Source organism: Brevibacillus sp. HB1.4B (genome assembly GCF_013284285.1).
GTDB classification, from domain to species: Bacteria; Bacillota; Bacilli; order Brevibacillales; family Brevibacillaceae; genus Brevibacillus; species Brevibacillus porteri.
Genome location: NZ_JABSUT010000010.1, coordinates 211,367 through 236,048 on the forward strand (window position 1 = coordinate 211,367; position 24,682 = coordinate 236,048).

Consider the following 24,682-nt stretch of genomic DNA (forward strand, 5'->3'; position numbering starts at 1 on the left):
TCAAAAAAGTTTCTGTTTTGGGTTGTAGTCTATCATTCCATACAAAATTCCGTTTGTCACTGGAAAAGCCTATCTCCTGAAACAGAAGATAGGCTTTTTCCTAAAGGTTAACGATTATTTCAGCAGTTTTTCTGCTTCAGCCACAACGTTTTCTACTGTGAAGCCGTATTCCTTCATGATGCGCTCACCTGGTGCAGATGCGCCAAACTGATCGATTGCGATGACTGTACCGCTATCGCCAGCGTAACGCTCCCAACCCATTGGAGAGCCCATTTCTACCGCCACGCGTGCTTTTACAGCCGGTGGAATTACAGCGTCGCGATACTCTTTCGGTTGACGCTCGAACAGGTTCCAGCTCGGCATGGAAACAACGCGTGTTTCAATACCTTTCGCGAGGAGTTGCTCACGCGCCTGCATCACGAGGGATACCTCAGAACCAGTTGCTAACAGGATGAGCTGCGGGTTGCCGCTTGGCGCGTCTGCGAGAACATACGCACCTTTGCTCACGCCTTCTGACGCTTTCTCAACGGTCTCAGGCAGGACTGGCAGGTTTTGACGAGTCAGCACCAGTACAACTGGCTCATCTGTGCGGGATACAGCATATTTCCAAGCCTCGTTCGTTTCTACTGCATCAGACGGACGAAGAATGGTCAAGCCTGGCATCGCACGCAAGGAAGCGAGCTGCTCAATCGGCTCATGCGTCGGTCCGTCTTCACCAACTGCGATCGAGTCATGTGTAAATACGTACACAACTGGCTGCTTCATCAGTGCAGAGAGGCGAATCGCCGGACGCACGTAGTCGGAGAATACGAAGAACGTACCGCCGTATACTTTTACACCACCGTGGAGAGCCATACCGTTGAGGGCTGCACCCATTGCGAATTCACGAACACCAAACCAAATGTTGCGGCCATCGTAAGAGCCTGGCAGGAAGTTGCCCGCTTCTTTAATCACCGTGTTGTTGGAATGTGCCAAGTCAGCAGATCCGCCCAGGAAGAACGGAACGCTGTTTGCCAATGCATTGATCGCATTACCGGAAGCAACGCGTGTCGCCAGCTTCGCGCCAACTTCGTACGTCGGCATATGGTTGTCCCAACCAGCAGGCAGATGACCTTCTTGTGCAGTCGTAAATTGCAGCGCCAGTTCCGGATACGCTTTTGCATAAGCAGCAAACTGGTCGCGCCAAGCAGCTTCTGCTTTTTCTCCAGCATCAGCCAAGCCTGCAAAGAAGTCAGTCACTTCTTGTGGTACGTGGAACTCACTTTCATGGTGCCACTCGTAGTTTGCTTTTGTCAGCTTCACTTCGTCTTTTCCAAGCGGAGCGCCGTGAGAAGAGCTGGAGCCGCCTTTGTTCGGGCTTCCGTATCCAATGACGGTTTTTACTTCGATCAAGGTAGGACGATCCAAATCTTTTTTCGCTTCTGCGATAGCCGCGTCAATAGCAGCCAGATCATTGCCGTCTTCTACGCGAATGTATTGCCAACCATACGCTTGGTAGCGATCCGCTACATTTTCAGAGAAGGAACGGGAAAGCTCCCCATCCAGAGAGATATCGTTCGAATCGTAGAGCACGATCATTTTGCCCAGTTTCAAGTGAGCAGCCAGAGAAGAAGCCTCGCTGGATACACCCTCCATCAGGTCACCATCGCCGCAGATTACGTATGTGTAATGGTCAACGATGTCAAAATTGTCGCGGTTGTAAACAGCTGCCATGTGCTTTTCAGCCATCGCCATACCGACAGCCATCGCGATCCCTTGTCCCAGAGGACCCGTTGTCGCGTCAACACCCGCTGTGTGTCCAAACTCAGGGTGACCAGGCGTTTTGCTGCCCCATTGACGGAAGTTATGTAGGTCTTCCAGTGAAACATCGTATTTCATCAGATGCAACATCGAGTATAATAGCATAGAGCCATGTCCTGCTGAGAGGACAAAACGGTCACGGTCAATCCATTTTGGATTGCTCGGATTTACTTTCATAAAGCGGCTCCACAGTACATGTGCCATAGGGGCTGCCCCCATCGGCATTCCCGGGTGACCGGAATTCGCCTTCTCGATGGCATCAATCGCCAACGTGCGGATGGTATTAATGGATAGCTGATCAACAGACGTATGCTGAGTCATCTCGCAAAATCCTCCCTGCGTTTTCTAGAAATAACTACCGAGTATCGGGTAAAAACACACTGTGCCATTATAGCATAGTTCCCATTTAGAATCATGTTCGCTTTGCATGAATGAAGGAGGTCTTTTTCAATGAATTGGCTTTATCTTATAATCGGAATCGTCCTGGGTGCTGCTGGAATTATTATGCTGCTTATGGGCTTGACCAGCTCACCTATATTGAAAAAAAACAGACTGGAACGCCGTAGACAGGCTGCCGAGAATCATCGCCCGGAAGAATATCATTAATAGAGGAGAATTCGCATGCAGATAGAGCGCTTCGCGATGCAGGTAGCCGTTCACCTTTTCCTAGTGAAGGGTGCGCAAGTCCTGTTATTACGCCGCTACAATACCGGCTACGAAGACGGCAATTATAGTGTTCCCGCTGGACATCTGGATGGGAATGAAGAAGTGAAGACAGCCGCGATCCGCGAGGCAAAAGAAGAATGCGGAATTGACATCGATCCAGCGAGCTTGGAGATGGTAGGCGTCATGCATCGTCGCTCCAATGATGAGCGCATCGATTTTTTTGTCGCTGCCACAAAATGGCGCGGAGAAATTATCAATGCCGAGCCGAATAAATGCGATGAGCTCGTATGGGTGGACATGGATAAATTACCCCCGAACGTCATTCCTTATGTGAGACAAGCTCTCTCGAACTTTAGACGAAAGCAGTGGTTTGACAGCTTTGGCTGGGAGCCTGCATTCGACTTGAAGAAGTAATAAAAAGCAACCAATCCGCCAAAAGCATTGTGCTCGCATTGGCAGTTTGGTTGCTTTTTCACATTATCCTTCGCTTACTTGTAACAGAAGGTGAATCGCCTTGTTCCAACGAGCACGCAGTCTTTCCCTCACCGCTTCGTCCATCTGCGGCTCATAGCGACGCCCTACCTTCATTCGCGCTTCTAAATCGTTCACCGACCACCAGCCGCACTCTTCCCCGAGTAGAAACGCAATCCCCATCGCTGTTGTTTCATTGATCTGGGGCACCTCAATCGGAACACCCAGCAGGTCTGCCTGAAACTGCATCAAATACGGATTGTCCGTCAAGCCGCCATCTACACGCAAAACCGAAATCTTTTGTGCGACTGCCTGTTCCATTGTGACAAACACATCCGCTACACGGTGAGCGATCCCTTCCAGCATCGCTTTTGCCATCAGCGGTCGGTCAGTATGCTGGGAGAGTCCGAGAAACACCCCTCTCGCCTCCGAGTTCCAGTATGGCGTGCCGATCCCATTCAATGCCGGGATAAATAAAAGATTGGTTGGGGCTTCTCCTTTGTGCAGCTCTTCATACCACTGCTCCGACCATCGTTGCAGCTCGTCTATATCCTGATACAGCCCAAGCTGCTCCTTGCCCCATTCGACAGCAGACCCCGCCGCATAAATCGCTCCATCCAGCGCATAAGTATGCTTGGCCCCGCGTTTCCAGACAAGCGTCGTCAAGAGTCCGCTCTCTTTCGTAGCAGGCGGTTCGTTTCCCACGTTCATATAAGCGAAGCAGCCCGTGCCATACGTGCATTTGGACATACCCGGCTCTATGCAGAGATGACCGTAAAGGGCGGCTGGTTGATCCACCTGGCTGACGAGAATCGGTGCTTGAATGCCGCAAAATGTAACCGGATCTGTACGGCCAAACAAGCCAACTGTTGGACGAACCTGCGGTAACCAGTCTTCCTCTATCTCCAAATACCGCAATATTTCCTCATCCCAATTCCCCTGCCGATGAGCAAACAACAGCGTTCGGGCAGCGGTGGAAGCATCGGTTACATACGAGGCACCTCCTGTCATCTGCCAGATCAGCCAAGAGTCAAGCGTGCTGCAATAAGCCTGCCGCTGTCGGATCTTTTCTTGCACCAGAGGCACTTCCTCCATCATCCATCTCATCTTAGTCGCAGAAAAATACGGGTCAATCAAAAGTCCGGTTTTCTCGGCTACCTTCTGTGCCCACACACCATCCGCCTTCCAACGCTCGGCGATTTGATCGGAGCGGCGGCACGACCAGACGACAGCCGGATAAAGCGGCTCTCCGCTGACCGAATCCCAGAAGACGACCGTTTCTCCCTGATTAGCTAAGCCTACCGCTTCCACCTGCTCAGGTTCGATACGTCCCTTGAGCAGCACGTCAGCGACACCCATCAAGACCTTTTCCCATATCTCCTCCGGGTTATGCTCCACCCATCCGGATTGTGGATAATATTGCGTGTGCTTCTGATAGCTTTCAGCAGCAACCCTTCCAAGGTGATTTACCAGTAGCACCTTGGTCCCAGTTGTTCCCTGATCGATCGACAGCAAATACTTCTCCATACAGCAGACTCCTTTTTCATTATTCTAGGCTGAATGATCTTCTTTCTCTTCATCAAATCGGAATGTTCTGTCTTTAATACCAATACGGCCCTCCATAATCCCTTTGCGGAACAGCAGATGATACAAAATGACGCCAACAGCCAGCAAGGTAGCTGCGACGATCGCTACGCTATGGAAATTTTTCGGAATGGTCAAGATGCCAATTTCAAAGATCAACCAAGCGATAGCAAGGAAAGTGAGCGGTGTGCGCCACTTGCCCAGGTCAAAGTACTTCGATTTGGGCAGTTCCTTGCGTTTCCAGGCATAAGCAGCAATCGTTGTCAGATAGAGAAGGGCAGGTAGAACCGAGGTGGCCCCTACCAGAAGGGTTAGGGAATCTGCGAATAACACAGCGAGAATGCCTAGCACTAAAACGAGTAAAACTGCGTTTGTTGGTACGGAAGTCTGGGGTGATACCTTCTTGAAGATGGAGGAAGCGAAGAATACATTGTCGCGTGACAACGCATAGATGAGTCGGGAAGCGGAAGCCATGATGATCAAGCCGCACGCGAAGATGGAGATGAGGCAAAGCACCAAAAAGAAGCTGGATACAGCAGAACCAAGACTTGTTTGCAAAATGTACGGAATCGGATTCGCTACACCGAGCACAGCCGGCAGATCCGTGATGGCAACTGAAATGACGATCAACAGCAAGAAACCGATCATACCACTTAGTAATACGGATAAAATCATGGCACGAGGAACCGTTTTCTTTGCATTGATCGTCTCCTCAGAGAGATTCGCAGCAGCCTCGAAACCTACCAATGTAAAGGAACCCATCAGCGCAGCCATGATAAAAGCGCCTAGGTATGAACTGTCCGATTGAGTCGCAGCGGTACCCATATCGGTCAGCATGCTCCAATTTGCCCCGTTGTACATCACCACTGCCCCCAGCACCACAACGATCCCGACCATACCGATCACTTCAGTGTATACGGCGATATCATTAATACGAGTAGCCAGCTTCACTCCATAAATGTTTAATAAAGCTTGTACGACCAGTGTACCAATTACGATCCAGATCAGCGTTTTGGAGCCTGTATCCCAGCCAAACATCTCGGCAATGATGGGCGCCAGCGCATAGTCAACAGTTGGAACCACGATAACGAGAAAGCAAAAGGCAATCCAGCCAGCAAACCAACCAAGCCCCGGGTTGGCAAGACGTGTCACCCATTGATAGGAATAACCGCTCAATGGAATGCGTCCAGCCAGCTCTGCAAAAATAATGGCAACTAACAAATGCCCAATGGTTACAATCGGCCAGGTCCAGATACCAGCCGGCCCTGCCTTACTAAGCACAAATCCATAATTACTAAAAATGCCTGTGGTAATGGAAATGAAAGAAAACGCGACGGCAAACGAACTGAACAGTTTTAATGTCCGTCTCAATTCTTGCTTATAATGATACGTTTGCATATCTTGCGAATCATTTGCTTGTACCGATTGTTTCACCATTGATTGCCTCCCTCACCATTTGCTTTACACGGATGTCTTAGCAACGATGACTTGCAATCCTTCCTGAGCGAGTCGCCCAGCAAGAGATTGGGGTAGTTCCTCATCTGTAATGACTACGTCGATGTCGGATAGCTCTGCCACCCTCATAAAAGCGGTTACATTTATTTTGGAATGATCAATCAGTGCATATGTTTCTTTGGCGTTTGTAAGCATCAGCTGCCTGATGTCTGACTCGCCCACATGGTAATCCGTAAAACCAGTTTCTGCTGCCAATCCCCCCACACCAATAAACGCTTTGTCTACAAACAAACCCTCGAGGCTTTTCCTGGCGATCGGACCGGACATGGCCAGATCCCCTGCGCGCAATTCACCCCCACTCATGATCACCTTCGCATCCGGGTGATGAGATAGTTCCAATGCCACCAGTAGCGCATTGGTTATCACCGTAATTCCTTTTTTATGGTAAAGGTGTTTGGCGAACAATTGTGTCGTCGTGCCCAAATCAATATAGATCGCGTCGCCGTCCTCCACCAAGGAGGCTGCGGCGACCGCAATCGCCTCCTTCTCCGCCAAGTTTAATCCACTACGCTTGGCATAAGGAGGTTCCACGTTGGTTTTATTCAGAATAGCGCCACCATGCACCTTTTTGAGTAGTCCCTGCTGCTCCATTTCATACAAATCACGCCTGATTGTTTCGCGCGTCACCATTAATCGGCTGCATAGCTCCGCAATACGAACGGATTGATTTTCTTGTAGCATTTGCAGGATCAGCTGCTGTCTTTCTTCTTGTAGCATGGATGATCACCATCTTCTCTTAATTGTAAATCTCCTGACTAGACTGGAACAGGGTCTGGACGTTCGTCGCAAATTCTTCTGCCTTTTTCTTCACAGTCCCTTTCATTAGTATATCTCCTAATGATGCCAGTCGTCCTGTCATTTGCAAATCCATCTCATATTGCACCCGTGTGGTTCCCGGCTGTTCCTCTTTTAGCTGAAGGTGCAATTGATTGCGGAACAATCCTGCCAACGCTACCGGTTGTCCAGTCATCTCCACTTGCAGGGCTTCTCCATCTACCGCTTCTTTTAATTCCCCCGTGACGCGGAATTGAATCGTCATAAACTGTATTTTCACTTCCATGTTCGCTTCATAACGGGTGGGGCTGCTCATTTTTACTTCTTTGCAGCCTGGTACGCAGCCTGACAGCTTTTCAACATCCATAAAGACGGACCATACATCCGCTTTGCTTGCCTGAATGGTAAACGAGTCGGATAGCTTCATCATGAACTCTCCCTTCTGATGATCGCTTTAAAAGAGGTGCTTGGCTGTTTCTTTCGCCAATTCCATCGAATTGGTGTGATCATCGTCACCAAGGCAGGTACAGCTCCCTGCTGCATAAACATCTGGCAAATTCGTTTTCCCTGTGGCATCTACGATAATGGCATCGTGTTGATCACGCTCGATTGGCGCTCCTTTCAAGAAAAACGTGCAGGGCACCCGACCCTTTGCAAAAATGAGCGTATCGCACGCCACTTCGTCTATCTCATCCGTCATCCGATTTCGCAGCTGTACTCCTTCTACACGGGACAATCCCTTGATAGAGGTAAGCTCCCAATCTGATTCAGCATATTTGACTAGATTGCTCGTCTCTTTTTCCAGAAGGACCGCTGTACTGCGAGAGATTCTGCCATTCTCGATCAACACAATCTTGCGGCCCGGCTGATATCCTCGCTCGATCAACTGCATCGCCATCATCGGCGTCATGACTCCTGCTGGACGTGTCCCCGGAATTTTGTGCGCCTCACGCGGTTTTTCCAGCGAGCCTGAGGCGATCAGTACCTTTTTTGCCTCAATAGAATAGGTGCCCATCGGCGATTGGACGTACAACTGGTGCAGTTGACCGTTTGCCCCTGGGAAAAAACCGACGACAGTTGATTGTTCGTGAATCTCGTAGCGAAGGGACGCGGCTTTTTCCAGCAGTTCCCGTTCTGGAGCAAACTCATCAGAGCTCCAATACGGTAAGGTGAAGCCACCTCTTCTCTTCTGGTAATCGATCATCAGAACAGAGCTGACTCCTCTTTCCCACGCTGAAAGGGCTGCTGTCAATCCCGAGATTCCTGCTCCAATGATCACCAATTCATACATCATGCCTGCTTCTCTCCTTGTGCTACAGCTAGATAGGAGTTTCTTACTCCTTTTAAAGGCTGCTTCCCGGTGTGTTCAGGATAGGTCTCGGCCATAACATCGATGATTTTGGGAATACAGCAGTTTCCTTGGCATTCTCCTAAGGTGGCGCCCGTCCGCCGCTTCACTCCATCAATGGTCTGTGGGGTGAGTGGACGCTTTAAGGAATTGACGATCTCACTCCGGGTAATGGAGCGGCACAGACAAATGATTTCTCCTGTTTCCTGCTCTTCTGAAAATAGATCCGGCAGGGCATGCTGTGCCTGTTCGTTTGTTTGCAGCTCAAGCCCGGCTTTCTGGAGAGTTGCCGCTACCAGCTCTGCTATGCCAGGCGAAGCAGAGAGTCCAGTGGAACGAATCCCGGCGGCATGAATCATGCGTGGCTGTACAGCGGATGGACGGATGACAAAATCTCCTTCGCTGCAAACTGCCCTGACTCCGGCAAACTGACGAATCGTAGTAAACTGCCGAGAGTCGGGAACCAGCTTCTCACAGCCTGCCAGTACCGATTCCATGCCGGCCTGAGAGGTGGATCGATCCCATTTGTCCTCTTGATCCTCCGCCGTTGGCCCAAGTAGAAAACCGCCGAACACGACTGGTGAAACCAACACGCCCTTGGAGGTTTTCGTAGGAACAGGCAGGATGATCGAGGAGATGGATATCGCCTCTTCGGTCAGGATAAACTGGCCTTTACGTGGTGAAATCGAGAAGCTCTCATCTCCCACCATCCGGGCAATTTCATCGGACCATAATCCGGCAGCATTCACTGCATATCGGGTCGTGACCGTTTCACCATTTTCCAGCGTAAGGCGCAAGTCCTCTCCATCCGGTACTGTCTCGATGTCGGAGACGCCTTGCCCAAGAACAACCTCCGCACCGTTTAGCACTGCTATCTCTCCGAAGGCTCTGGTGGCCCAGAATGGATCGCAGATTGCTTCACCTGGCACTGCCAATCCGCCTGTTACCTTGGCTGTCACAGCGGGATTCATCTCGAGAATCTCCTCAGCAGACATCCAGTGAACATCTACGTCATTCGCCTTTGCATTGGGAACATAGGTGGTTTCGATTATCTGCTTTTCTTCTTCGTTTGTCGCCACCATTACGGCACCACAAGGAATGAAGGGGATTCTCAGATTCTCAACCAATATCGGCCATAAGCTGCGGGAGCGGCGAAGGCACTCTGCCTCAACCGTGCCTGGCTTTGCATCAAACCCGGTATGAACAATCCCACTGTTCGCCTTGCTTGTCCCTTCACAAACGTCAGGCTGCTTCTCGATTAAAAGCAGTTTCAGTTGATAAAACGAAAGGGCGCGTAATATGGCTGTACCGACTACTCCACCACCAATCACCACAACGTCGTACTTATGGTTTTGCATTCTGTTCCACCAACCTCGGATTTTTGTTTGCAAAACATTGCTTTTGTTTGCTTTATTTCGTATTCATTATATTCTGACTTGTATTTTTCTGTCAATAAACGAACTGCTCCCATCGTATGATAGCAGCAGCTCATCATTTTGCATTTTTTTGCAAACAGCGGTTAGATTGTGAAACGGTTGATCATTTGTTGTAATTCCTTTGCCATCTGGTTTAATTGCTCCGCGGATGTAGAGAGCTGGTTCATCGAGATGCGCTGTTCTTCCGCTGAAGCAGCCACATTCGATGCACTTGCGGCAGATTCCTTTGCAATGGAAGACAACTGCAAAATGGATGCGGTCACCTGTTCCGTAGCTGCTGACATTTGCTCTGCAACCGAGGAAATTTCCTGAATCTGATCCGCTACATCCTGGGTAGAATCCATGATTCGGCGGAATGCTTCCCCTGTTTCATGGGCGATCTGGATTCCCGTTTCAACCTCGCGTGTTCCTTCATCCATAGCTTGTACCGCTGACGTCGTTTCCCGCTGGATTTCGGTAATCAGGTTGGCAATTTGGTTGGCCGAGTCGTTGGACTGCTCTGCCAGCTTGCGCACTTCATCCGCTACCACAGCGAAACCTCTGCCCTGTTCACCTGCACGAGCAGCTTCTATCGCCGCATTGAGTGCCAACAGGTTCGTCTGGGATGCGATGCTTGCGATTACTTCCACGATCTGTGAGATTTCTGCTGAGCGGCTATCCAGCGAACGAACGACATCGGCAGAATGGCTTACGGATCGATTAATCGAATCCATCTGTCCTGACACCTTTTCTACGGATTGGTTGCCTGCCACCGCTTCGTTTGCCATATGTTTTGATGATTCGGCCATCGTGGAGGAGGCTTCGGCAATCCGCTGAATACCGATCGCCATCTCTTCCATAGCCCGCGCACTTTCTTCGGCACTATGCTGTTGATTCTCAGTGCCGGTTGCTACTTCTTGGAACGACGAGGCCACCTGGCCAAAGGCAAGTCTTGCTTCATGAGCCTTCTTTGTGGAGGTTTCCGAGACTGTTCCTACTTGACCGGTATAGCCGCTAATATTTTTCATCATTCCGTGCAGATCTTCAATGAATGCATTCACTGCAGTCGCTACGTCGCCAATCTCATCCTTTCGCCGGATTGGGATCGTCTGGGTCAAATCCTTTTTTTCCACCAAATTAACGATGCCTGCTTTCAGTTGCAGCAGTGGACGTGCTACCTGTCGATTAATGAACCAGTACAAGAACACGAGGAAAATGCTGATGGAGACACCAAAAATAATCAGACTGATGTAAAGATATTGGGTAATCGGCCCATTAATCTCTGCTGCGGGCATGACAGTAGCTAGCGTCATGCCCGTTTCCCCGATTGGAGCGAAGGTGACGTATTGCTTTTGCCCACCTATGGTAGCCTGGATCATCCCCGTTGCGGTTGCTTCGGTAATGTTTTGGGCAATGTCCTTAAGCCCCGTCTCAGACTCGTCAGTCATTTTCACTTGCAAGTTCTTTTGTGCATCGCGATGGGAAACGTAAATGCCCGATTTGGAAACGATAAAACCGTAACCTGTTTCGCCAACCTTCAGATTTTCGATGCTTTTGTTAAGCTCCGTAAGTCCGATATCCAATGTCGTCGTACCGCTGATCTTGCCTCCCACTTTAATGGGCGCAATGGCTGTAACCATAGGAACTTTGGAAATCGGGTCGGCATACGGCTCAGTCCACACATATGGTTTGTCAACCATCCCCGCTTTGTACCAATCCTGCGCAAGATAATCATAGCTACCGTCGCTGTAAGCCGGATCGAGCTCTACTTTGTCGTTATTGCGGATAGCGTACCTGCCGTACAGCTTTTGCGAGCTGTCGAAGCTGTATGGCTCCATCCAAAATCCACCGCCCACAATCAACGGCTCAGACGCTACGACATCGACCAGCGTCCCTTCGAGATGCTTGATGGTTTCCTTCGAGCCATGAGAGACAGAATAAGTGAGTGTTTCCGAGAGCTTGCCTGTCTTGTCCAGCATACCATTCAGATAAGCCGCCTCTTTGGCTACCTGCATTTGTAGCTTTGCTTCTACTTCATTCGAGATAATTTGCTCAAACTGGAGAAAACCAAACACTAGCTGAAGAATAAAAATACCGATGGTGATGGCAGCCAAAATGGTTACCAGCACATTTTTTATGCTCCTCATGCAAAAGCCTCCAATCACACAAATTGAAAAAATGGAAATTCATGACACGACGACATTTGGTAATCTACCCCACTATTACCATATGTAAACTTCTTTTTCACAAACTTTTAAAAACGTCAGAACATTAAAGAAAATAAATCTACCTAACAAAAAGGCGCCTGCCATCCGAAAAGTTCGTGGATAGTAGACGCCATACTCTAGGAATTCGTATCGATTACGAAACAGGTGGTTGCTTATTCGTTCGAGGTTCTTTCATTCCACCAAGACGCTGCAACTGGCGAATCATGAGGAACGAAAACCCTGCGAAACAAACGATCGTCAACGTAATTTTGCTATATTGATAAACTCCCGCAACCATTATTTCCAGTTGATCGGAGAACCAATAGCCTGCGACAAAGTAATGCAAGATCCAAACGATACTGCTCGGCAAAAAGAATAGAAGGAACTGCCGAAACGGCATTCGGCTGCCACCGGCGAGAATAGGCACGATATGACGAATAATCGGAAGAAAGATACCAAAAACAAGTAGCCAGCCCATTGACCCGCGCAATGCCGACAGGAAATCAGCACGCAAGCCCAGATTCCGGACCATCCAGCTAAATGCCTTCGCTCCCAGTAAGTACCCCGCGTAAGAAACAAGGAAAAAAACGGGGTATATGACCGCAAATGCTGTAAAAAAGTCCGCTCCTGTATTGGCAATCTGCGCCCCCACGGTCATGACCGTAATCTCATCAGGAATGAATTTTCCCAGCATGCCTGTAACCATCTCCCAGAATAGCTCGTAATACCCTGTAAACTCCACCTGTGCCGCCTCCTTTCTCTCTGCACTCTATCCTAACGGGTAAACCTTTCAAAAGAAGACAGAATTCCTTAAGAAATGAATAAGGATTTCTGAAGAATTTCTTACGAAGTGCGCAAAAAAGCTCATTCCCTCTTTACATTCAAAGTGGAATGGGCCTTTTTAGGTTTATAAAATGGTTTTTGTTTATGATGTTTCCTTCACTAGAGATTTAACAAATTTTTTGAAGTGTTTATTGGTAAGTGCAGTTAGTTATATGGACGATACCTTATCGTTCAGAGATATTATTTTATAAACTCAGAAAGATATGCAGATTATTTATATTTTAAATAAAAACATTTTAATAAAAGTTAAATTATGACAATTTCCGACAATGACAGTGTGATATATTTCTTTCGAAAGTATAAACAATCATATTAAAGGGGAAGATTCACACAATGAAAATGTTTAAACGCCTGTTTACTGCGGCAATAGCTTCAGTAGTGTTAATGACTGGTGTAGTCACAACACAAAATGTGTCAGCTAATGAGGTTGTAGAGAACAGCAAAGTCACTACTGTTGAAGTAAAGTCGCAAACTGAAGAGAATAATGATGAAATAACCGTACAAACTGAAGCGAATGAAGTGAATGTAAGGGCAAAAAAAGGTAGAGGCGACGACGACCCAGATTTGACTGAGGAGCTCAGTTATGAAACTGTCCATGGTTTATTAGGCAATGACTATGTACGTTATTGGGATGACGCGGGTTTTGATTTTCCAGCAATGAATGCTGTTATGGAGTATAGAACCTGGAAAAGAAAAATGGACTACATGGACTTCTCATCAGTAGCGGACTACGTTAATAGTGCCGGAAGATATAGAGAATATGCTTTGGCTAAGAAAACCAAACGTTATAATGACGGCAAAAACCTGATCGTTCTTAATAGGGCAAAAGATATCATAATGTTCGCCCCTGGTTCAACTGGTAGAACTACCCCGAATACTAACAATGAAAGAAAGGCAATGGAGCAAGCAAGAAATAATCCTAAAAATGCAGAGAAATACAATACAGTTATGAAAGACCCACGCTGGCCTGCAGAGGATGGTTGGGTGAAGATGGGCAGAGATGACTATGGACCTAATAAAGATGTAGAGATTCATTTTGTCTACAACAAAAGCTTAAAAGTATATGAAGACTTCAAATTCAAAGATTAACTCTGCCCCCGTATCATTAATGCATTGAAATCAGAGAACATACTTCTCAGAACTAAGGAGAATGTTGATTGAAAGTAAAATGTATCCATACCTTAGGTAAAGATGTTACAAATTACTATGGAGATAGATTTTTATACAGCGAACAAACCCAATTTTCTGTAGAAATCGGCGACGAACTTACTGTATATGGGATGTTTCAATGTGAAAATTCATTGCGTTTCTTACTCCACAACAAAAGATCTAACAAACCAAACTGGTATCCATCCGAATTGTTTGTTATCACAGACCATACCCTTCCACCAAATTGGTACTTCGGAGATCGAAAAAATCATAAAATACCTGCCATTTGGGGATATGAAGAGATGGTTCTTGATGAAAACCACTACGAAGATTTAATCGAACGTGAAGCACATGCTAAAGAAGTCTATTTTAAGAGAAAAGCAGAAATTGATGAGTTCTTTGAGTCTCGTTAACAGTATTGATGAGTATCTCTTGAAAACGCCTAGTTCTAAGAACTAGGCGTTTTACAAATCAAATAGGATTAAAAATCGTCAAGTTTAGCCCATTCAAAATCATCATCTGTTAACTGTTCTTTAAAATTCATCTCTTGCAAGAAATCGTCAACAGTATTTTTTAATGCTTCTTCGATACTTTTACCTGTTCCCAAACCAAGTACAGCCGGTTCATCATCAAGTCTCTTTACTCCAATATTTGTAATACCATAGAAATGTCCATCTTGTTCCTCAAATATTTTCACTTTGAACTTACCAGATGGAGTTCGTCCAAATCCAGTTTCCTGAATACGGAATTCTGCCACGCATTTGTCAATACCTCTTACTCCATCGATCTTAATATTCTTCCAGTTGGTCATTACTACTATCTCCCTGTTGAGTTCATTTCGTACGAAATAATTGTACCAGTTCACAAATTAATTGTATCGTACCTGTCGAAATCTGAAATCATTAATAACTGTACTTGCCAAAAAGGAACTAATGACCACAAAAAAACGTGCTTACCATCTCCCGCATACACACGGCTTGGCAAACACGTTCTTACTCTTTATTCTATTCCCTCAACCTTTCGCTTGCTGCGCAACGCTGACATGGCTTCTATGAACTCTTCCTTGTCAATGACATTCAGCTCATATAGCTCCCGAATTTCATCTTCTATCAACAGCAAATCCCCTTCAGGATCGCCAGTATAAATAACCAATCCGAAACGGTGCAGAAACGCCTTCAAATCGAATTCATTCGGGTTTATTTTCAATGAGCTCCCTCCAGATCGATTTCCATCCTGGCGAGGACGGCATCGTAATCAAACTCGACAGCAAAGCCGGTAATGACGATGATCTTCGCGTGTGGATACGCTTCTTGCCACGCCTCCTCCTCTTCCGGTTTCAATCCGACGATATACAAAGGGTCCACGGACAACTGTGGGTGTTCTTGACACAAGCGTAAAAACTCCTTGCATCTCTCCTGTTCGACAGCCGCATTCAGGACGAGGACAGCTCGCTCAACTTCTCCGGACTCTCTTTGTTTAGCCAGCAACTCAAACGTTTTGACCGAAGGCACAAGGGCGTTGATCTCAGGAAAACGATCGAGCACTTCATCCAGCCAATCATCTTCATGCCAGGCTAGGTAGTAAAGCATCGCAGTAGACATGTAACAAACACCTCATGGATATATACTTGACAATATAAGTAGCCATTCTTATTTCTTTTCTATTATAGCACGTCTCGCCAGAACTGCCCACGTTGCTGGCTTGACTTCACCTTTTCCTTCACGTAAGGTGGAAAAAGCAAACAATCCGCTTGAAAAGATTTTTGTGCGAAAAGAGGTAGACGTAGTGAATAAGAAGCACCTTGCCCTCTTGTTCTTTATTGCTTTTTTCATCATGCTCGGTTTTGGCATCATTATCCCCATTCTTCCCTTTTTCGCGGAAAAATTGGGTGCGACATCGTTTCAAATCGGCGTGCTTTTTGCCAGCTACAATATTATGCAGCTGGTGTTTGCACCGATTTGGGGAGCACTTTCAGACAGAATCGGGCGAAAGCCACTCATATCATTCGGGCTGTTCGGCTTTTCCATCACCTTTATCCTGTTTGGACTAGCTGACAGTTATACGGAAATGCTCCTGTATCGCATTTTGGGTGGAATCGTCTCGGCTGCCGCATTGCCAACCGTAACCGCTATGGTGGCGGATCTCTTCCCTTCAGAAGAACGTGCAAAAGGGATGGGAATCATTGGCGCCGGGATTGGACTAAGCTTTGTCTTCGGTCCGGTAATTGGTGGACTGCTCAGTGAATTCGGCTTTGCCGTTCCCTTCTACGCTTCGGGTATCGTGGCGTTGCTTACGTTTTTCCTGATCCTGTTTGCCTTGCCGGAGAGCTTGCCGAAAGAAAAGCGGGCGAATCTACAAAAAGAACAGCGGCAAAATCCGCTTGTCTCTTTGTTTGGTTCCATGTCCTTGCTGTACGGTATTTTGTTCACCGTCTCCTTTGCTTTTTCCGGACTGGAAACGACTTTTGCCCTGTACATAAGTGATTTGTACGGTTTTACCTCCAAAGACCTCGGCTATATGTTTCTCGTCATGGGCTTGATCGCTGCCGCGGTACAAGGCGGGCTCATCGGAAGAATGGTCAAGCAGCTAGGGGAAGCAAGCGTCCTCGTCATTGGGATGATTCTTTACGGCATTGGATTTTTTGCCATTCCGTTGTCGGGTAATTTTTGGGTGCTGGCGCTGATCCTCTCGTTATTCGGAGCGGGACAAGGAATGATCAGAGCGACAGCCACAGCGATGATCACCCAACGGACGACGCAAGGACAAGGCGTAACGAGTGGGGCAATCAGCTCGATGGACAGCCTTGGACGAATCTTGGGTCCATTAGCTGGTGGAGCGGTTTACCAGGTCTCCCACAGCGGTCCGTTCTTCCTCGGAGGAGTCTTGATGGTATTGCTCCTTCTCTGGTTCGTCAGCGGCTATCGTCGCCTGCCAGAGCCAAGCACTCAAGCACAATCGTAAGCGATACAAAATGAAGCACCGCCAGCATTCAACACTTTGCTGGCGGTGCTATTTTTATTGCAGCCTACTGTTCCTGTAGCACCATCCAAGCCGAAAAGGTTCCGTCTATCTCCTGCTGCACCTGATTGATCGATTGTTGCCAAGCCACTAACTGCTCATAATCTGCCCCTTCACTTTGGAGCAAGGCTGTCAATTCACCTTTTCTTTCTTCTAACAAAGCTATTTTTTGTTCAAGCTCTGCCAACTTGTATGGATTCGGACGTTTGGCTGTCGCATTCGTCACGGCCGTCTCTTGAACTTGCTTGACTGCTGGCTGCTTTCGCTCTAGTTCCTCCGGCTTACTAGCACGAGCTGCGATCCGCTGCTTTTGCTTTTCCCTTGCTTCCTCATAGGTACCCACATCGTGAACCAGCCGCTTATTTTCCACCCAAAACACACCATCTGCCATTTTTTGCAGGAAATAGCGATCATGCGAGATGATAAACAACGATCCGTGAAAATCCGCCAACGCTTCCTCCAATGTTTCTCGCGCTTCAATATCCAGATGGTTGGTCGGTTCGTCTAGAATGAGCAGGTTGATTTCCTGATGCATCATTTGGGCCAAGCGCAGTCGCATTCGCTCTCCGCCGCTCAACTGCCCGATCCGCTTGAAAACTTGTTCACCGTAAAACATAAACCGTGCCAGTAAATGTCGTGCTTCCGGCTCTGTCACTCTTGCTACCTCACGGAAAACATCAATCAGCCGCTGATTTTGATCCCCTTCCAAAGCTTGCTGTGACAAGTAGCCCACCTTAACGCTGCTGCCAATTTTGAGCGTACCTATGTCTGGCTCAACCTCTCCTAGTAGCATGCGAATCAACGTAGATTTCCCGCAGCCATTTGGTCCAAGCAGCGCTTTTCGCTCCCCGTAGCGCAACAAAAAGCTAGCGTCCGCAAACAATTGTTTTCCGCCAAATGTTTTCTGTACCCCCGTCGCTTTCAGCACATCCTGCCCGCTTCGGTCGGTCTTCATAAACTGCAAGCCCATGCGATCCGCTTCCATTTTCGGTCGCTCGATACGCTCAATCCGCGCCAGCGCCTTTTCCATGCTTTTTGCCCTTCGGTGAAAAGCCTCGTTCGGCGGATTGGAACGATTGCCCCACTCCTTGAGCCGTTTGATCGTTTCTTTCATTTTCTTGATTTGCTTCTGCTGTTCCTGATAAGCGGCAAACTGGCGCAGCAAGCGTTCTTCACGCTCCGTAGCGAACGCGCTGTAATTGCCGATATAGAATTCGGCTTCTCCTCCGTCCACATGATAGACAGACGTGACGACCGCATCCAAAAAATAACGGTCATGGGAGATGATCAGGATCGTACCCTGATAATTTTTTAAAAACTCCTCTAGCCACTCCATCGACTCCACATCCAAATGGTTGGTCGGCTCATCCAAGAGCAAAACATCGCTTTTCTGGCAGAGTAGTTTTGCAAGGCCAGCCTTTGTCTTTTCCCCACCGCTGAGTTGGGCAAAAGGTGTCGCTAACAGTTCTGCACTAACGCCCAAGCCCTGTGTCACCTGGGTCATTTTCGTCTCCCACTGATAGCCATCCCGTTGTTCAAATTCATCTTGCAGCTTTTGATAGCGTAGCATGAGGCGGTTTAGCTCTTGTTCATTTTCGTAAAGCAATCCCATCTGCTGCTCGAGCTCGCGCATCTGCTCCTGTAGCTTGATGACATCGGCAAACGCGCTGGCTACAACATCCGTCCCCGTCCACTCAGCCGGATACTGCGGCGTTTGCGGTAGGTACGCCCAAATCGTTCCTTTTGCCCGAAAAAGCTCACCCGAATCGGGGCCCTCGATACCTGCCAGCAGCTTGAACAACGTGGTTTTGCCTGCTCCATTCGGTCCGACGATCCCAACGCGTTCTCCTGCCTTGATTTCCAACGTGATATCTTGTAAAACCGGATCTGCTCCGTACGATTTCTGCAATTGCTGCGTCGCGACAATAATCATGATTGTTTCCTCCTTGAAATGTTGGTAACGGTTCAAAATAATGGATTTCCTGGTGGCCCCGGCACAATTTTTGAGACCACCCAGCACGTGCGAGTGGACGCAAAAAAGCCGCAGGCCATTACCTGCGGCATCGTGAAAGGGACCGACCTTACGTCAGTTACCCATTATAGACAAGAACAAACCGTCCCTGATCGATGCATGGTACGCCTATGGAAACTCCGTTCAGTTGTATGCGCAAAAAAGGACAGACTGGTCCCGTTGAATACAAAATCATGCGTCATACTGGAAGTTTCTACCACAAACCATGCTTGCAGAGTTCCGAACACGTACACACACCTCCATTTCTCAAGGGATAGGAAATCACAACCATATCTTACATCAGGAGCCACACAAAAACAAGAGGGCCTGCTATAGCAGACCCTGTACGTCGTTTGCCCGATTTTCTTATCGACTTCCGTTGCCGTCTGTGGCAAACAGCGGCTTCTTTGTCTCAGCATCCAGGAAGACAATCGTCGTGTAAGGTGGCAGCTTCACTTTTGCCGCCAAGTACGGATAGGAAATCACTTGCGGGTACATTCTCCCCGGATCAGGCAGCGTTTGTTTGACATACACAAAAAGCTGCTCCCAGCTCTGCTCGACTTTGGTTACTTGCAGTCCGTAGCCAGGATTCGGCGAGGACCCGCGTGCGATGACATAAAGATCTCCCTGCTTGTGAATGCCTTGCTGTTCTTTTACCGAGTCAATAAATGTACGTTCCTGTTCCGTCAGCTTATCGGCATCAACAAGCGTAAAGCCACTCTCTTCTCCGGCCATCACAATTTCCACCGCCTTTTTCTCGGCATTCCACGTGATTTGATGTCCGGCCTGCTCTGCCATCCATCTCAACGGCAAATACACTTGCTTGTCACGCACGATTGCGCCCTGCCCATCTTGCAGCGACTTGCCATTCAACGCTACTTTTCCTGAAGCCAGTTGAAACGTCAGCGTACCTTTTGCCAGCTTCATTTCTCCATTCGTTGCGTCTTGTTTCCAAGTGCCTTCTAAAATCCGGCTCGCATCCTCGGCAGAGACATACGTACGCTGCTGGACGAGAATCGGTTCTTTTGCCAAGGTAGATTGCTCTCCGTTTACTAAGATCGCAGTTGTCGCTGTTTGTGCTGTGCTAGCCCCTGCCGCCTGCACAGGGTAAGCTGCCAACATCTGGAGTGTCAATGCAACTGCCAAAATCGATTTGCCTTTCATTGTTGTTCCTCCATCCCTGATCATCATTTTCGTCATTCTTTACTTGTTAGACATAGGTTACCTCTGATTCGTTTCACTATGACTGAGATTGGCGAGAGATTAGTGCGAGAGATTAGTGCAAGAGCCAATTTCCCATGACCAGAACAACCGGGATGGACAAGAGCGCCAGCAAGGTAGAACAAACCGTCGTCATGGCACCCATCTCCTCATCTGCCGCGTAGCGCCCGAATAAGATCGAGGCCAATGTCAGGGTGGGCATTGCTACTTGCACAAGGGAAACGCTGACAATATCGCTGTCGATTGAAAAAACGGACAAAAGAAAAGCCGTCATCAGCGGAAAAACAACTAATTTAAACGTGAGTGGCATACTCAAAAGCTTTAATGACACTTGCGGTTTATTGCGCAAAAACATAGGCAAGAGCATACCAATGTACATCATGGCTAACGGAGAAGCGAGCTTGGACAGCGTTCCAAACAGTTGCTTCACAGGCTCAGGTGGCACAAACCCGATGATGGCAGAACCGAGTCCAAAAACGATTGCAATCATCGGGATGTTAATGAGTGTCTTGAGCCCTTTTAAGGAGAAGCTTCCTTTTTCCTGGAGCATCATCACACCAACGGTCCATAGCACAACATCCACGCCTGCGTCGAAAATAGCGGCCAAGAGCGCCCCTTTTGGTCCAAACAATGCCGCACAAAGCGGTAAACCGATGAAGCCTGTATTCCCCAAGCCGGACAAGAGCGCGATCTCCCGACGTTTTTTCACCGGAAGCGGAAGTGCACGCGCACCTAACCAGCCGATGAAAATGCCCAGGCAGTTTAGGATAATTGAAATGAAGAATATTGCAAAAATTTGGTATAAAATTTGTTGATCAATGGTTGTCTGAAAGATCCCGTCTAAAATAATACACGGCATGGCAACATTTACAATAATCGTGATGACGAGTTGGCGGGAGTCCGCAGTCAAGGGTTGCCGGTAGCCGATTAAGCTACCGATCCCAATGATGACAGCCATGATGAGGATGGACTGCTGCAACGTTTGTAGTTCCATGCTGCCCTCCTGCCTACATTTCTACCGGAAGCCATTCGAGTTCGGTCGGCTCCCCTTTTTCACATGTTCGTAGCAAATCTCCGCACAAAGGAACAACTTGCTCAAGCGGAACGCACCAGGAAAGGGGAAAGGCAACTTCACTACCCTCGATGACGAGCGTGGACATTACCGCCGATTGCTTGTCTGCCGCAAGTACAAAGTGCTGCTCAACCGGCTCATGTTCTTTCCATTGCACTAATACTTTACCGTTGTTCCCGCCTGCTACGACCAAATCCACATGGTCTCCATACGCTGCGTGTACCAACGTCCGCGTTACTCCGTCCAATTGAGCGATTTCCTTCAGCACTTCATGCCAAGCTACATGCTTTTGCTCCATTCCACTTCCATCTGTATACATACGCCAGTCGTTTAACATGTTGATTGACTCCTTTTATCGGTGCGCTCTCCTATGAAGAACAAGCACGTAATTGCTTGTAGGCCTTTCAATTCGTACTAATTGTACGCTTCTTGACGAGGAACCTCAACCACTACTTCTGCGGCAAGTTTCGTTCCATGCACATAGCCACCGTATGAATGGAGAATCCTTAAAAGAGATAAAAAGTGTAAACGTTCTGTAGTGGTGGGGAGGAAACAGGAGAAAACGCTCAGCTTCTTGTCCCACCCGCTGGGGGATTCACTGCCCGACTCCATGCAAAAAGCGAAACCGCGTCCAAAGTGGTCATTCCAGGATGCCTTTTTAGAGGTGGACGCTTAAGAGCGTGTTTCGCTTTTTGCATTCCGTCTCGGTCGGTGTACCAAAGATCTTCGCTGTTTTCTCCTGTTTCCTCTAAGCGCTTTCCGTGCTTATCCCGCTTTTTAAAGCTTTGAAAGAATGAAGGAATGTCATTAGTTACGACAGAGAAGAATATTTCCAGACGTAGCGACTTGTGGAGTCCTACCGAGCGGAGAAGCGATTAGCGGGCAAAAGAAACTTAGGCGTGCCCACACGACGAAGCTGCTACCACTTTTGCGTTTCCCCGCTAATCGCTTCGGAGCGGACAGTCTCAGCCCCCAGCAGGACGGAGCCTGGAGCCTAGACTGGAAATATTCTTCTCCCCACCGCAGCTACATAGAACGTTGTCCCCTTCAATTCAAAGTAATCAAATAGGATTTAACAATTTAAAGATTGACAAAGGCATGAACGACCACTACTATGAATCCATGAAATCCGATTAACATAAAGGGGATTACAACATGAAAAAAGTCATTCTGTCTACCTTACTATCTTGCCTGCTACTGGGAATGGCTGGCTGCGGCACTTCTGGTTCTCCTTCTCAGCCGAATCCTACGACTCCGCCTGCTGATCAAGCAGCTTCGCAAAATTTGCTAGAAAAAGTGAAAACCGAGAAAAAACTCGTCATTGGTACGGAAGGTACATACTCTCCGTTTACGTACCATGATCAGTCGGGCAAATTGACCGGCTATGATGTGGAGGTTATCACGGAGGTTGCCAAGCGGCTCGGTGTAGAGCCTATGTTCCAGGAAACCCAGTGGGATGCCATGTTTGCGGGACTCGACTCTAAGCGCTTTGACGTCATTGCCAATCAAGTAGGAATCCGTCCTGATCGTCAGGAAAAGTACGATTTCTCCAAGCCATATACGATTTCCCGTGCGGTTTTGGTGACTCACAAGGACAATGACACCGTCAAAGATTTCAAGGATATCAAAGGGTTAAAAGCCGGACAATCCATGACCAGCAACTACGCTGACCTCGCACGCGCCAATGAGGCAGAAATCGTCGGTGTAGACAATTTCAATCAAGCCATTGACCTGATTGCACAAAAACGCGTGGACGTTGTGCTCAACGATAATTTGTCAGTACTTGATTTCCTGAAACAAAAGCCTGATACGCCCATCAAAGTCGTGGCGAAAAATGCAGAGGGCCAACCAACCGGTTTTATGTTCCGTAAAGGAAGCACAGAACTGACTGACGCGATTAATAAGGTGCTCGATGAGATGCAGCAGGACGGCACCCTTTCCAAGATTTCCGTCAAATGGTTCGGCGAAGATATCACGAAGTAATTCTTAGTCATTGACAAAATTGTCTGTCCCTTTTAGTATGTTCCTATTCAAATTCACATCGGTTTAGTGGGGGTTAATTTATGAAAAAACTATTTTTTTCCCTTCTCGCTTCCACTCTGTTAGTCGCATTGGCAGGCTGCGGGTCGTCTTCAACGGGACAACCACCGCAAAATATTGCCACTCCTGCCCCAACAGAAGAGAAAAAAGAACAAAACTTGTTGGAAAAAGTAAAAGCCGACGGAAAAATTCTGATTGGAACCGAGGGCACGTATGCGCCGTTTACGTTCCACGATCAGTCTGGCAAGCTGACGGGCTATGATGTGGAGGTCGTGACAGAGGTAGCGAAGCGCATCGGAGTAGAGCCTGTTTTTCAAGAAACACAATGGGATGCGATGTTTGCTGGACTCGACTCCAAGCGCTTTGATGTCGTAGCGAATCAGGTAGGCATTCGCCCGGATCGTGAGGAAAAATACGATTTCTCCAATCCATACACCGTATCCACAGCGGTCCTTGTCACCCATAAAGACAACACGACCGTAAAAGGCTTCGAGGATATCAAAGGTCTGAAAGCAGCCCAAACATTGACGAGCAACCTCACAGATATCGCGAAGAAAAACGGAGCGGAAATCGTCGGTGTGGAAGGCTTTAACCAAGCGATCGATTTGCTTGTTTCCAAGCGTGTAGACATTACGATCAACGACGGGATTTCCCTGTTGGACTTCATGAAGCAAAAGCCTGATGTTCCTATCAAAATTATCGCAAAAGATCCGAACGTAGCGAAAAACGGTTTCCTCTTCCGCAAGGGTAGCACAGAGCTGGTTGATGCATTCAACAAAGCACTGGACGACATGACGAAAGATGGTACCCTCGCAAAAATATCAGAGAAATGGTTTGGTGCAGATGTCTCTAAGTAGCTTCTTTGAAAACCCAGAACGCCTGAACCGATGGATCGATATCGCGCAAAGCTCCTTTCTTCCTCTGTTGAAAGGAGCCTTGCTCTATTCTTTGACAATCGCCATCGCCTCCTTTTTCATTGGTCTGATCATTGCGGTTCTCACTGCGCTGGCACGTCTATCCGGCATAAAGCCGCTGATTGCCATCGCCCGCTTTTATGTATCGATCATTCGCGGTACTCCTTTATTGGTCCAATTATTCATCATTTTTTATGGCTTGCCGAGCATCGGCTTGATGATCGATCCGATACCGTCGGCAATCATCGGCTTCTCTCTCAGCGTCGGTGCCTATTCCTCCGAGGTGGTACGTGCCGCGATCTTGTCCATTCACAAAGGGCAATGGGAAGCAGCCTACTCCATGGGGATGACCTACTGGCAAGCACTGCGCAGAGTCGTGCTCCCTCAGGCAGCTCGCGTCTCCATTCCTCCTTTGTCCAACTCGTTTATTAGTTTGGTCAAGGATACTTCGCTGGCTTCGGTCGTTCTGGTACCAGAGATGTTCCGCAAAGCCCAAGAAGTCGTCGCTGCGACATATGAGCCGCTGCTCGTCTATGCGGAAGCAGCCCTTATCTACTGGGTGATTTGCTTCATACTCTCTATTATCCAGGATCGCATCGAAAACAAGCTGGACCGTTATGTCTAAAAAGCAGGT

24 protein-coding genes are annotated in these 24,682 nt (G+C 48.0%); 8 read left to right on the forward strand and 16 right to left on the reverse strand.

Going from position 1 to position 24,682, the window contains the following annotated elements; translation table 11 throughout:
• Nucleotides 1-114: 114 nt before the first annotated feature.
• Nucleotides 115-2,121: a transketolase gene (gene tkt / locus HP398_RS23145; RefSeq protein WP_173623751.1), complete on the reverse strand. Its 2,007-nt coding sequence runs from the start codon at nucleotides 2,119-2,121 to the stop codon at nucleotides 115-117.
• 129 nt (nucleotides 2,122-2,250) lie between these two features.
• Between tkt and HP398_RS23150 the strand changes: the two genes are divergently transcribed.
• Entirely contained in the window at nucleotides 2,251-2,406 is a 156-nt protein-coding gene (locus tag HP398_RS23150; RefSeq protein WP_167403233.1) for a hypothetical protein, read from the forward strand.
• Between the two features lie 15 nt (nucleotides 2,407-2,421).
• On the forward strand, nucleotides 2,422-2,880 hold the full coding sequence (locus HP398_RS23155; protein ID WP_173623752.1) for an NUDIX hydrolase: 459 nt from the start codon (nucleotides 2,422-2,424) through the stop codon (nucleotides 2,878-2,880).
• A 63-nt stretch (nucleotides 2,881-2,943) separates the two neighbouring features.
• Here the strand turns inward: HP398_RS23155 and HP398_RS23160 are convergent, their stop codons facing one another.
• From HP398_RS23160 to HP398_RS23195, 8 genes are all read right to left on the reverse strand, one after another.
• Complete coding sequence (locus HP398_RS23160; RefSeq protein WP_173623753.1) at nucleotides 2,944-4,464, reverse strand: FGGY family carbohydrate kinase; 1,521 nt, start codon at nucleotides 4,462-4,464, stop codon at nucleotides 2,944-2,946.
• A 24-nt stretch (nucleotides 4,465-4,488) separates the two neighbouring features.
• Nucleotides 4,489-5,958, reverse strand: coding sequence for an amino acid permease (locus tag HP398_RS23165; RefSeq protein ID WP_173623754.1), 1,470 nt, complete (start codon nucleotides 5,956-5,958; stop codon nucleotides 4,489-4,491).
• Between the two features lie 24 nt (nucleotides 5,959-5,982).
• Nucleotides 5,983-6,753, reverse strand: a complete 771-nt coding sequence (locus HP398_RS23170; RefSeq protein ID WP_015892544.1) for a DeoR/GlpR family DNA-binding transcription regulator — start codon at nucleotides 6,751-6,753, stop codon at nucleotides 5,983-5,985.
• 19 nt (nucleotides 6,754-6,772) lie between these two features.
• Nucleotides 6,773-7,240, reverse strand: a complete 468-nt coding sequence (locus HP398_RS23175) for an SRPBCC family protein (RefSeq protein WP_238144500.1) — start codon at nucleotides 7,238-7,240, stop codon at nucleotides 6,773-6,775.
• A gap of 24 nt (nucleotides 7,241-7,264) precedes the next feature.
• Complete coding sequence (locus HP398_RS23180; RefSeq protein ID WP_173623755.1) at nucleotides 7,265-8,104, reverse strand: NAD(P)/FAD-dependent oxidoreductase; 840 nt, start codon at nucleotides 8,102-8,104, stop codon at nucleotides 7,265-7,267.
• Nucleotides 8,101-9,516: an NAD(P)/FAD-dependent oxidoreductase gene (locus HP398_RS23185; RefSeq protein ID WP_173623756.1), complete on the reverse strand. Its 1,416-nt coding sequence runs from the start codon at nucleotides 9,514-9,516 to the stop codon at nucleotides 8,101-8,103. The genes HP398_RS23180 and HP398_RS23185 overlap by 4 nt, the downstream gene beginning before the upstream one ends.
• 161 nt (nucleotides 9,517-9,677) lie before the next feature.
• The gene (locus tag HP398_RS23190) at nucleotides 9,678-11,720 is read right to left on the reverse strand and encodes a methyl-accepting chemotaxis protein (protein ID WP_173623757.1); all 2,043 of its coding nucleotides are present in this window, start codon (nucleotides 11,718-11,720) and stop codon (nucleotides 9,678-9,680) included.
• 214 nt (nucleotides 11,721-11,934) lie between these two features.
• Nucleotides 11,935-12,522, reverse strand: coding sequence for a DedA family protein (locus HP398_RS23195; protein WP_017250594.1), 588 nt, complete (start codon nucleotides 12,520-12,522; stop codon nucleotides 11,935-11,937).
• A 434-nt stretch (nucleotides 12,523-12,956) separates the two neighbouring features.
• On the opposite strand from HP398_RS23195, the gene HP398_RS23200 reads away from it, so the two are divergent.
• Nucleotides 12,957-13,712 carry a hypothetical protein gene (locus tag HP398_RS23200; protein WP_173623758.1) on the forward strand — a complete coding sequence of 252 codons (756 nt, stop codon included), beginning with the start codon at nucleotides 12,957-12,959 and terminating at the stop codon, nucleotides 13,710-13,712.
• A 68-nt stretch (nucleotides 13,713-13,780) separates the two neighbouring features.
• Nucleotides 13,781-14,185 (forward strand): phosphoribosylaminoimidazole synthetase, encoded by a 405-nt coding sequence (locus HP398_RS23205; protein WP_173623759.1) that lies wholly within the window; start codon nucleotides 13,781-13,783, stop codon nucleotides 14,183-14,185.
• Nucleotides 14,186-14,253: 68 nt separating this feature from the next.
• Here HP398_RS23205 and HP398_RS23210 read toward each other — a convergent pair whose 3' ends face one another.
• From HP398_RS23210 to HP398_RS23220, 3 genes are all read right to left on the reverse strand, one after another.
• Nucleotides 14,254-14,583 (reverse strand): hypothetical protein, encoded by a 330-nt coding sequence (locus tag HP398_RS23210; protein ID WP_017250597.1) that lies wholly within the window; start codon nucleotides 14,581-14,583, stop codon nucleotides 14,254-14,256.
• A 188-nt stretch (nucleotides 14,584-14,771) separates the two neighbouring features.
• Nucleotides 14,772-14,978 carry a YqgQ family protein gene (locus tag HP398_RS23215; protein WP_017250598.1) on the reverse strand — a complete coding sequence of 69 codons (207 nt, stop codon included), beginning with the start codon at nucleotides 14,976-14,978 and terminating at the stop codon, nucleotides 14,772-14,774.
• Nucleotides 14,975-15,373, reverse strand: coding sequence for a hypothetical protein (locus HP398_RS23220; protein WP_069847806.1), 399 nt, complete (start codon nucleotides 15,371-15,373; stop codon nucleotides 14,975-14,977). Before HP398_RS23220 ends, HP398_RS23215 begins: the two co-directional genes overlap by 4 nt.
• Nucleotides 15,374-15,434: 61 nt before the next feature.
• Between HP398_RS23220 and HP398_RS23225 the strand changes: the two genes are divergently transcribed.
• The gene (locus HP398_RS23225; protein WP_483296518.1) at nucleotides 15,435-16,733 is read left to right on the forward strand and encodes an MFS transporter; all 1,299 of its coding nucleotides are present in this window, start codon (nucleotides 15,435-15,437) and stop codon (nucleotides 16,731-16,733) included.
• 64 nt (nucleotides 16,734-16,797) lie between these two features.
• Here HP398_RS23225 and abc-f read toward each other — a convergent pair whose 3' ends face one another.
• From abc-f to HP398_RS23245, 4 genes are all read right to left on the reverse strand, one after another.
• Nucleotides 16,798-18,723 (reverse strand): ribosomal protection-like ABC-F family protein, encoded by a 1,926-nt coding sequence (abc-f, locus tag HP398_RS23230; RefSeq protein ID WP_173623760.1) that lies wholly within the window; start codon nucleotides 18,721-18,723, stop codon nucleotides 16,798-16,800.
• Between the two features lie 444 nt (nucleotides 18,724-19,167).
• Nucleotides 19,168-20,001 carry a stalk domain-containing protein gene (locus tag HP398_RS23235; protein WP_254476309.1) on the reverse strand — a complete coding sequence of 278 codons (834 nt, stop codon included), beginning with the start codon at nucleotides 19,999-20,001 and terminating at the stop codon, nucleotides 19,168-19,170.
• Between the two features lie 76 nt (nucleotides 20,002-20,077).
• On the reverse strand, nucleotides 20,078-21,016 hold the full coding sequence (locus HP398_RS23240) for an AEC family transporter (RefSeq protein WP_069847811.1): 939 nt from the start codon (nucleotides 21,014-21,016) through the stop codon (nucleotides 20,078-20,080).
• Between the two features lie 13 nt (nucleotides 21,017-21,029).
• Nucleotides 21,030-21,431: a hypothetical protein gene (locus HP398_RS23245; RefSeq protein WP_017250604.1), complete on the reverse strand. Its 402-nt coding sequence runs from the start codon at nucleotides 21,429-21,431 to the stop codon at nucleotides 21,030-21,032.
• Between the two features lie 818 nt (nucleotides 21,432-22,249).
• Between HP398_RS23245 and HP398_RS23250 the strand changes: the two genes are divergently transcribed.
• The 3 genes from HP398_RS23250 (at nucleotide 22,250) to HP398_RS23260 (ending at nucleotide 24,673) form a co-directional block, all read left to right on the forward strand.
• On the forward strand, nucleotides 22,250-23,077 hold the full coding sequence (locus HP398_RS23250; protein ID WP_173623761.1) for an amino acid ABC transporter substrate-binding protein: 828 nt from the start codon (nucleotides 22,250-22,252) through the stop codon (nucleotides 23,075-23,077).
• A gap of 80 nt (nucleotides 23,078-23,157) precedes the next feature.
• The gene (locus HP398_RS23255) at nucleotides 23,158-23,991 is read left to right on the forward strand and encodes an amino acid ABC transporter substrate-binding protein (protein ID WP_173623762.1); all 834 of its coding nucleotides are present in this window, start codon (nucleotides 23,158-23,160) and stop codon (nucleotides 23,989-23,991) included.
• Complete coding sequence (locus HP398_RS23260; protein ID WP_017250607.1) at nucleotides 23,978-24,673, forward strand: amino acid ABC transporter permease; 696 nt, start codon at nucleotides 23,978-23,980, stop codon at nucleotides 24,671-24,673. Before HP398_RS23255 ends, HP398_RS23260 begins: the two co-directional genes overlap by 14 nt.
• Nucleotides 24,674-24,682: the final 9 nt, after the last annotated feature.

What these genes read in the sequence shown, in the direction of transcription:
- tkt (WP_173623751.1), bottom strand. Translation starts at nt 2,121, where the DNA reads ATGACTCAGCATACGTCTGTTGATCAGCTATCCATTAATACCATCCGC.
- HP398_RS23150 (WP_167403233.1), top strand. Translation starts at nt 2,251, where the DNA reads ATGAATTGGCTTTATCTTATAATCGGAATCGTCCTGGGTGCTGCTGGA.
- HP398_RS23155 (WP_173623752.1), top strand. Translation starts at nt 2,422, where the DNA reads ATGCAGATAGAGCGCTTCGCGATGCAGGTAGCCGTTCACCTTTTCCTA.
- HP398_RS23160 (WP_173623753.1), bottom strand. Translation starts at nt 4,464, where the DNA reads ATGGAGAAGTATTTGCTGTCGATCGATCAGGGAACAACTGGGACCAAG.
- HP398_RS23165 (WP_173623754.1), bottom strand. Translation starts at nt 5,958, where the DNA reads ATGGTGAAACAATCGGTACAAGCAAATGATTCGCAAGATATGCAAACG.
- HP398_RS23170 (WP_015892544.1), bottom strand. Translation starts at nt 6,753, where the DNA reads ATGCTACAAGAAGAAAGACAGCAGCTGATCCTGCAAATGCTACAAGAA.
- HP398_RS23175 (WP_238144500.1), bottom strand. Translation starts at nt 7,240, where the DNA reads ATGATGAAGCTATCCGACTCGTTTACCATTCAGGCAAGCAAAGCGGAT.
- HP398_RS23180 (WP_173623755.1), bottom strand. Translation starts at nt 8,104, where the DNA reads ATGATGTATGAATTGGTGATCATTGGAGCAGGAATCTCGGGATTGACA.
- HP398_RS23185 (WP_173623756.1), bottom strand. Translation starts at nt 9,516, where the DNA reads ATGCAAAACCATAAGTACGACGTTGTGGTGATTGGTGGTGGAGTAGTC.
- HP398_RS23190 (WP_173623757.1), bottom strand. Translation starts at nt 11,720, where the DNA reads ATGAGGAGCATAAAAAATGTGCTGGTAACCATTTTGGCTGCCATCACC.
- HP398_RS23200 (WP_173623758.1), top strand. Translation starts at nt 12,957, where the DNA reads ATGAAAATGTTTAAACGCCTGTTTACTGCGGCAATAGCTTCAGTAGTG.
- HP398_RS23210 (WP_017250597.1), bottom strand. Translation starts at nt 14,583, where the DNA reads ATGACCAACTGGAAGAATATTAAGATCGATGGAGTAAGAGGTATTGAC.
- HP398_RS23220 (WP_069847806.1), bottom strand. Translation starts at nt 15,373, where the DNA reads ATGTCTACTGCGATGCTTTACTACCTAGCCTGGCATGAAGATGATTGG.
- abc-f (WP_173623760.1), bottom strand. Translation starts at nt 18,723, where the DNA reads ATGATTATTGTCGCGACGCAGCAATTGCAGAAATCGTACGGAGCAGAT.
- HP398_RS23235 (WP_254476309.1), bottom strand. Translation starts at nt 20,001, where the DNA reads ATGACGAAAATGATGATCAGGGATGGAGGAACAACAATGAAAGGCAAA.
- HP398_RS23240 (WP_069847811.1), bottom strand. Translation starts at nt 21,016, where the DNA reads ATGGAACTACAAACGTTGCAGCAGTCCATCCTCATCATGGCTGTCATC.
- HP398_RS23245 (WP_017250604.1), bottom strand. Translation starts at nt 21,431, where the DNA reads ATGTTAAACGACTGGCGTATGTATACAGATGGAAGTGGAATGGAGCAA.
- HP398_RS23250 (WP_173623761.1), top strand. Translation starts at nt 22,250, where the DNA reads ATGAAAAAAGTCATTCTGTCTACCTTACTATCTTGCCTGCTACTGGGA.
- HP398_RS23255 (WP_173623762.1), top strand. Translation starts at nt 23,158, where the DNA reads ATGAAAAAACTATTTTTTTCCCTTCTCGCTTCCACTCTGTTAGTCGCA.
- HP398_RS23260 (WP_017250607.1), top strand. Translation starts at nt 23,978, where the DNA reads ATGTCTCTAAGTAGCTTCTTTGAAAACCCAGAACGCCTGAACCGATGG.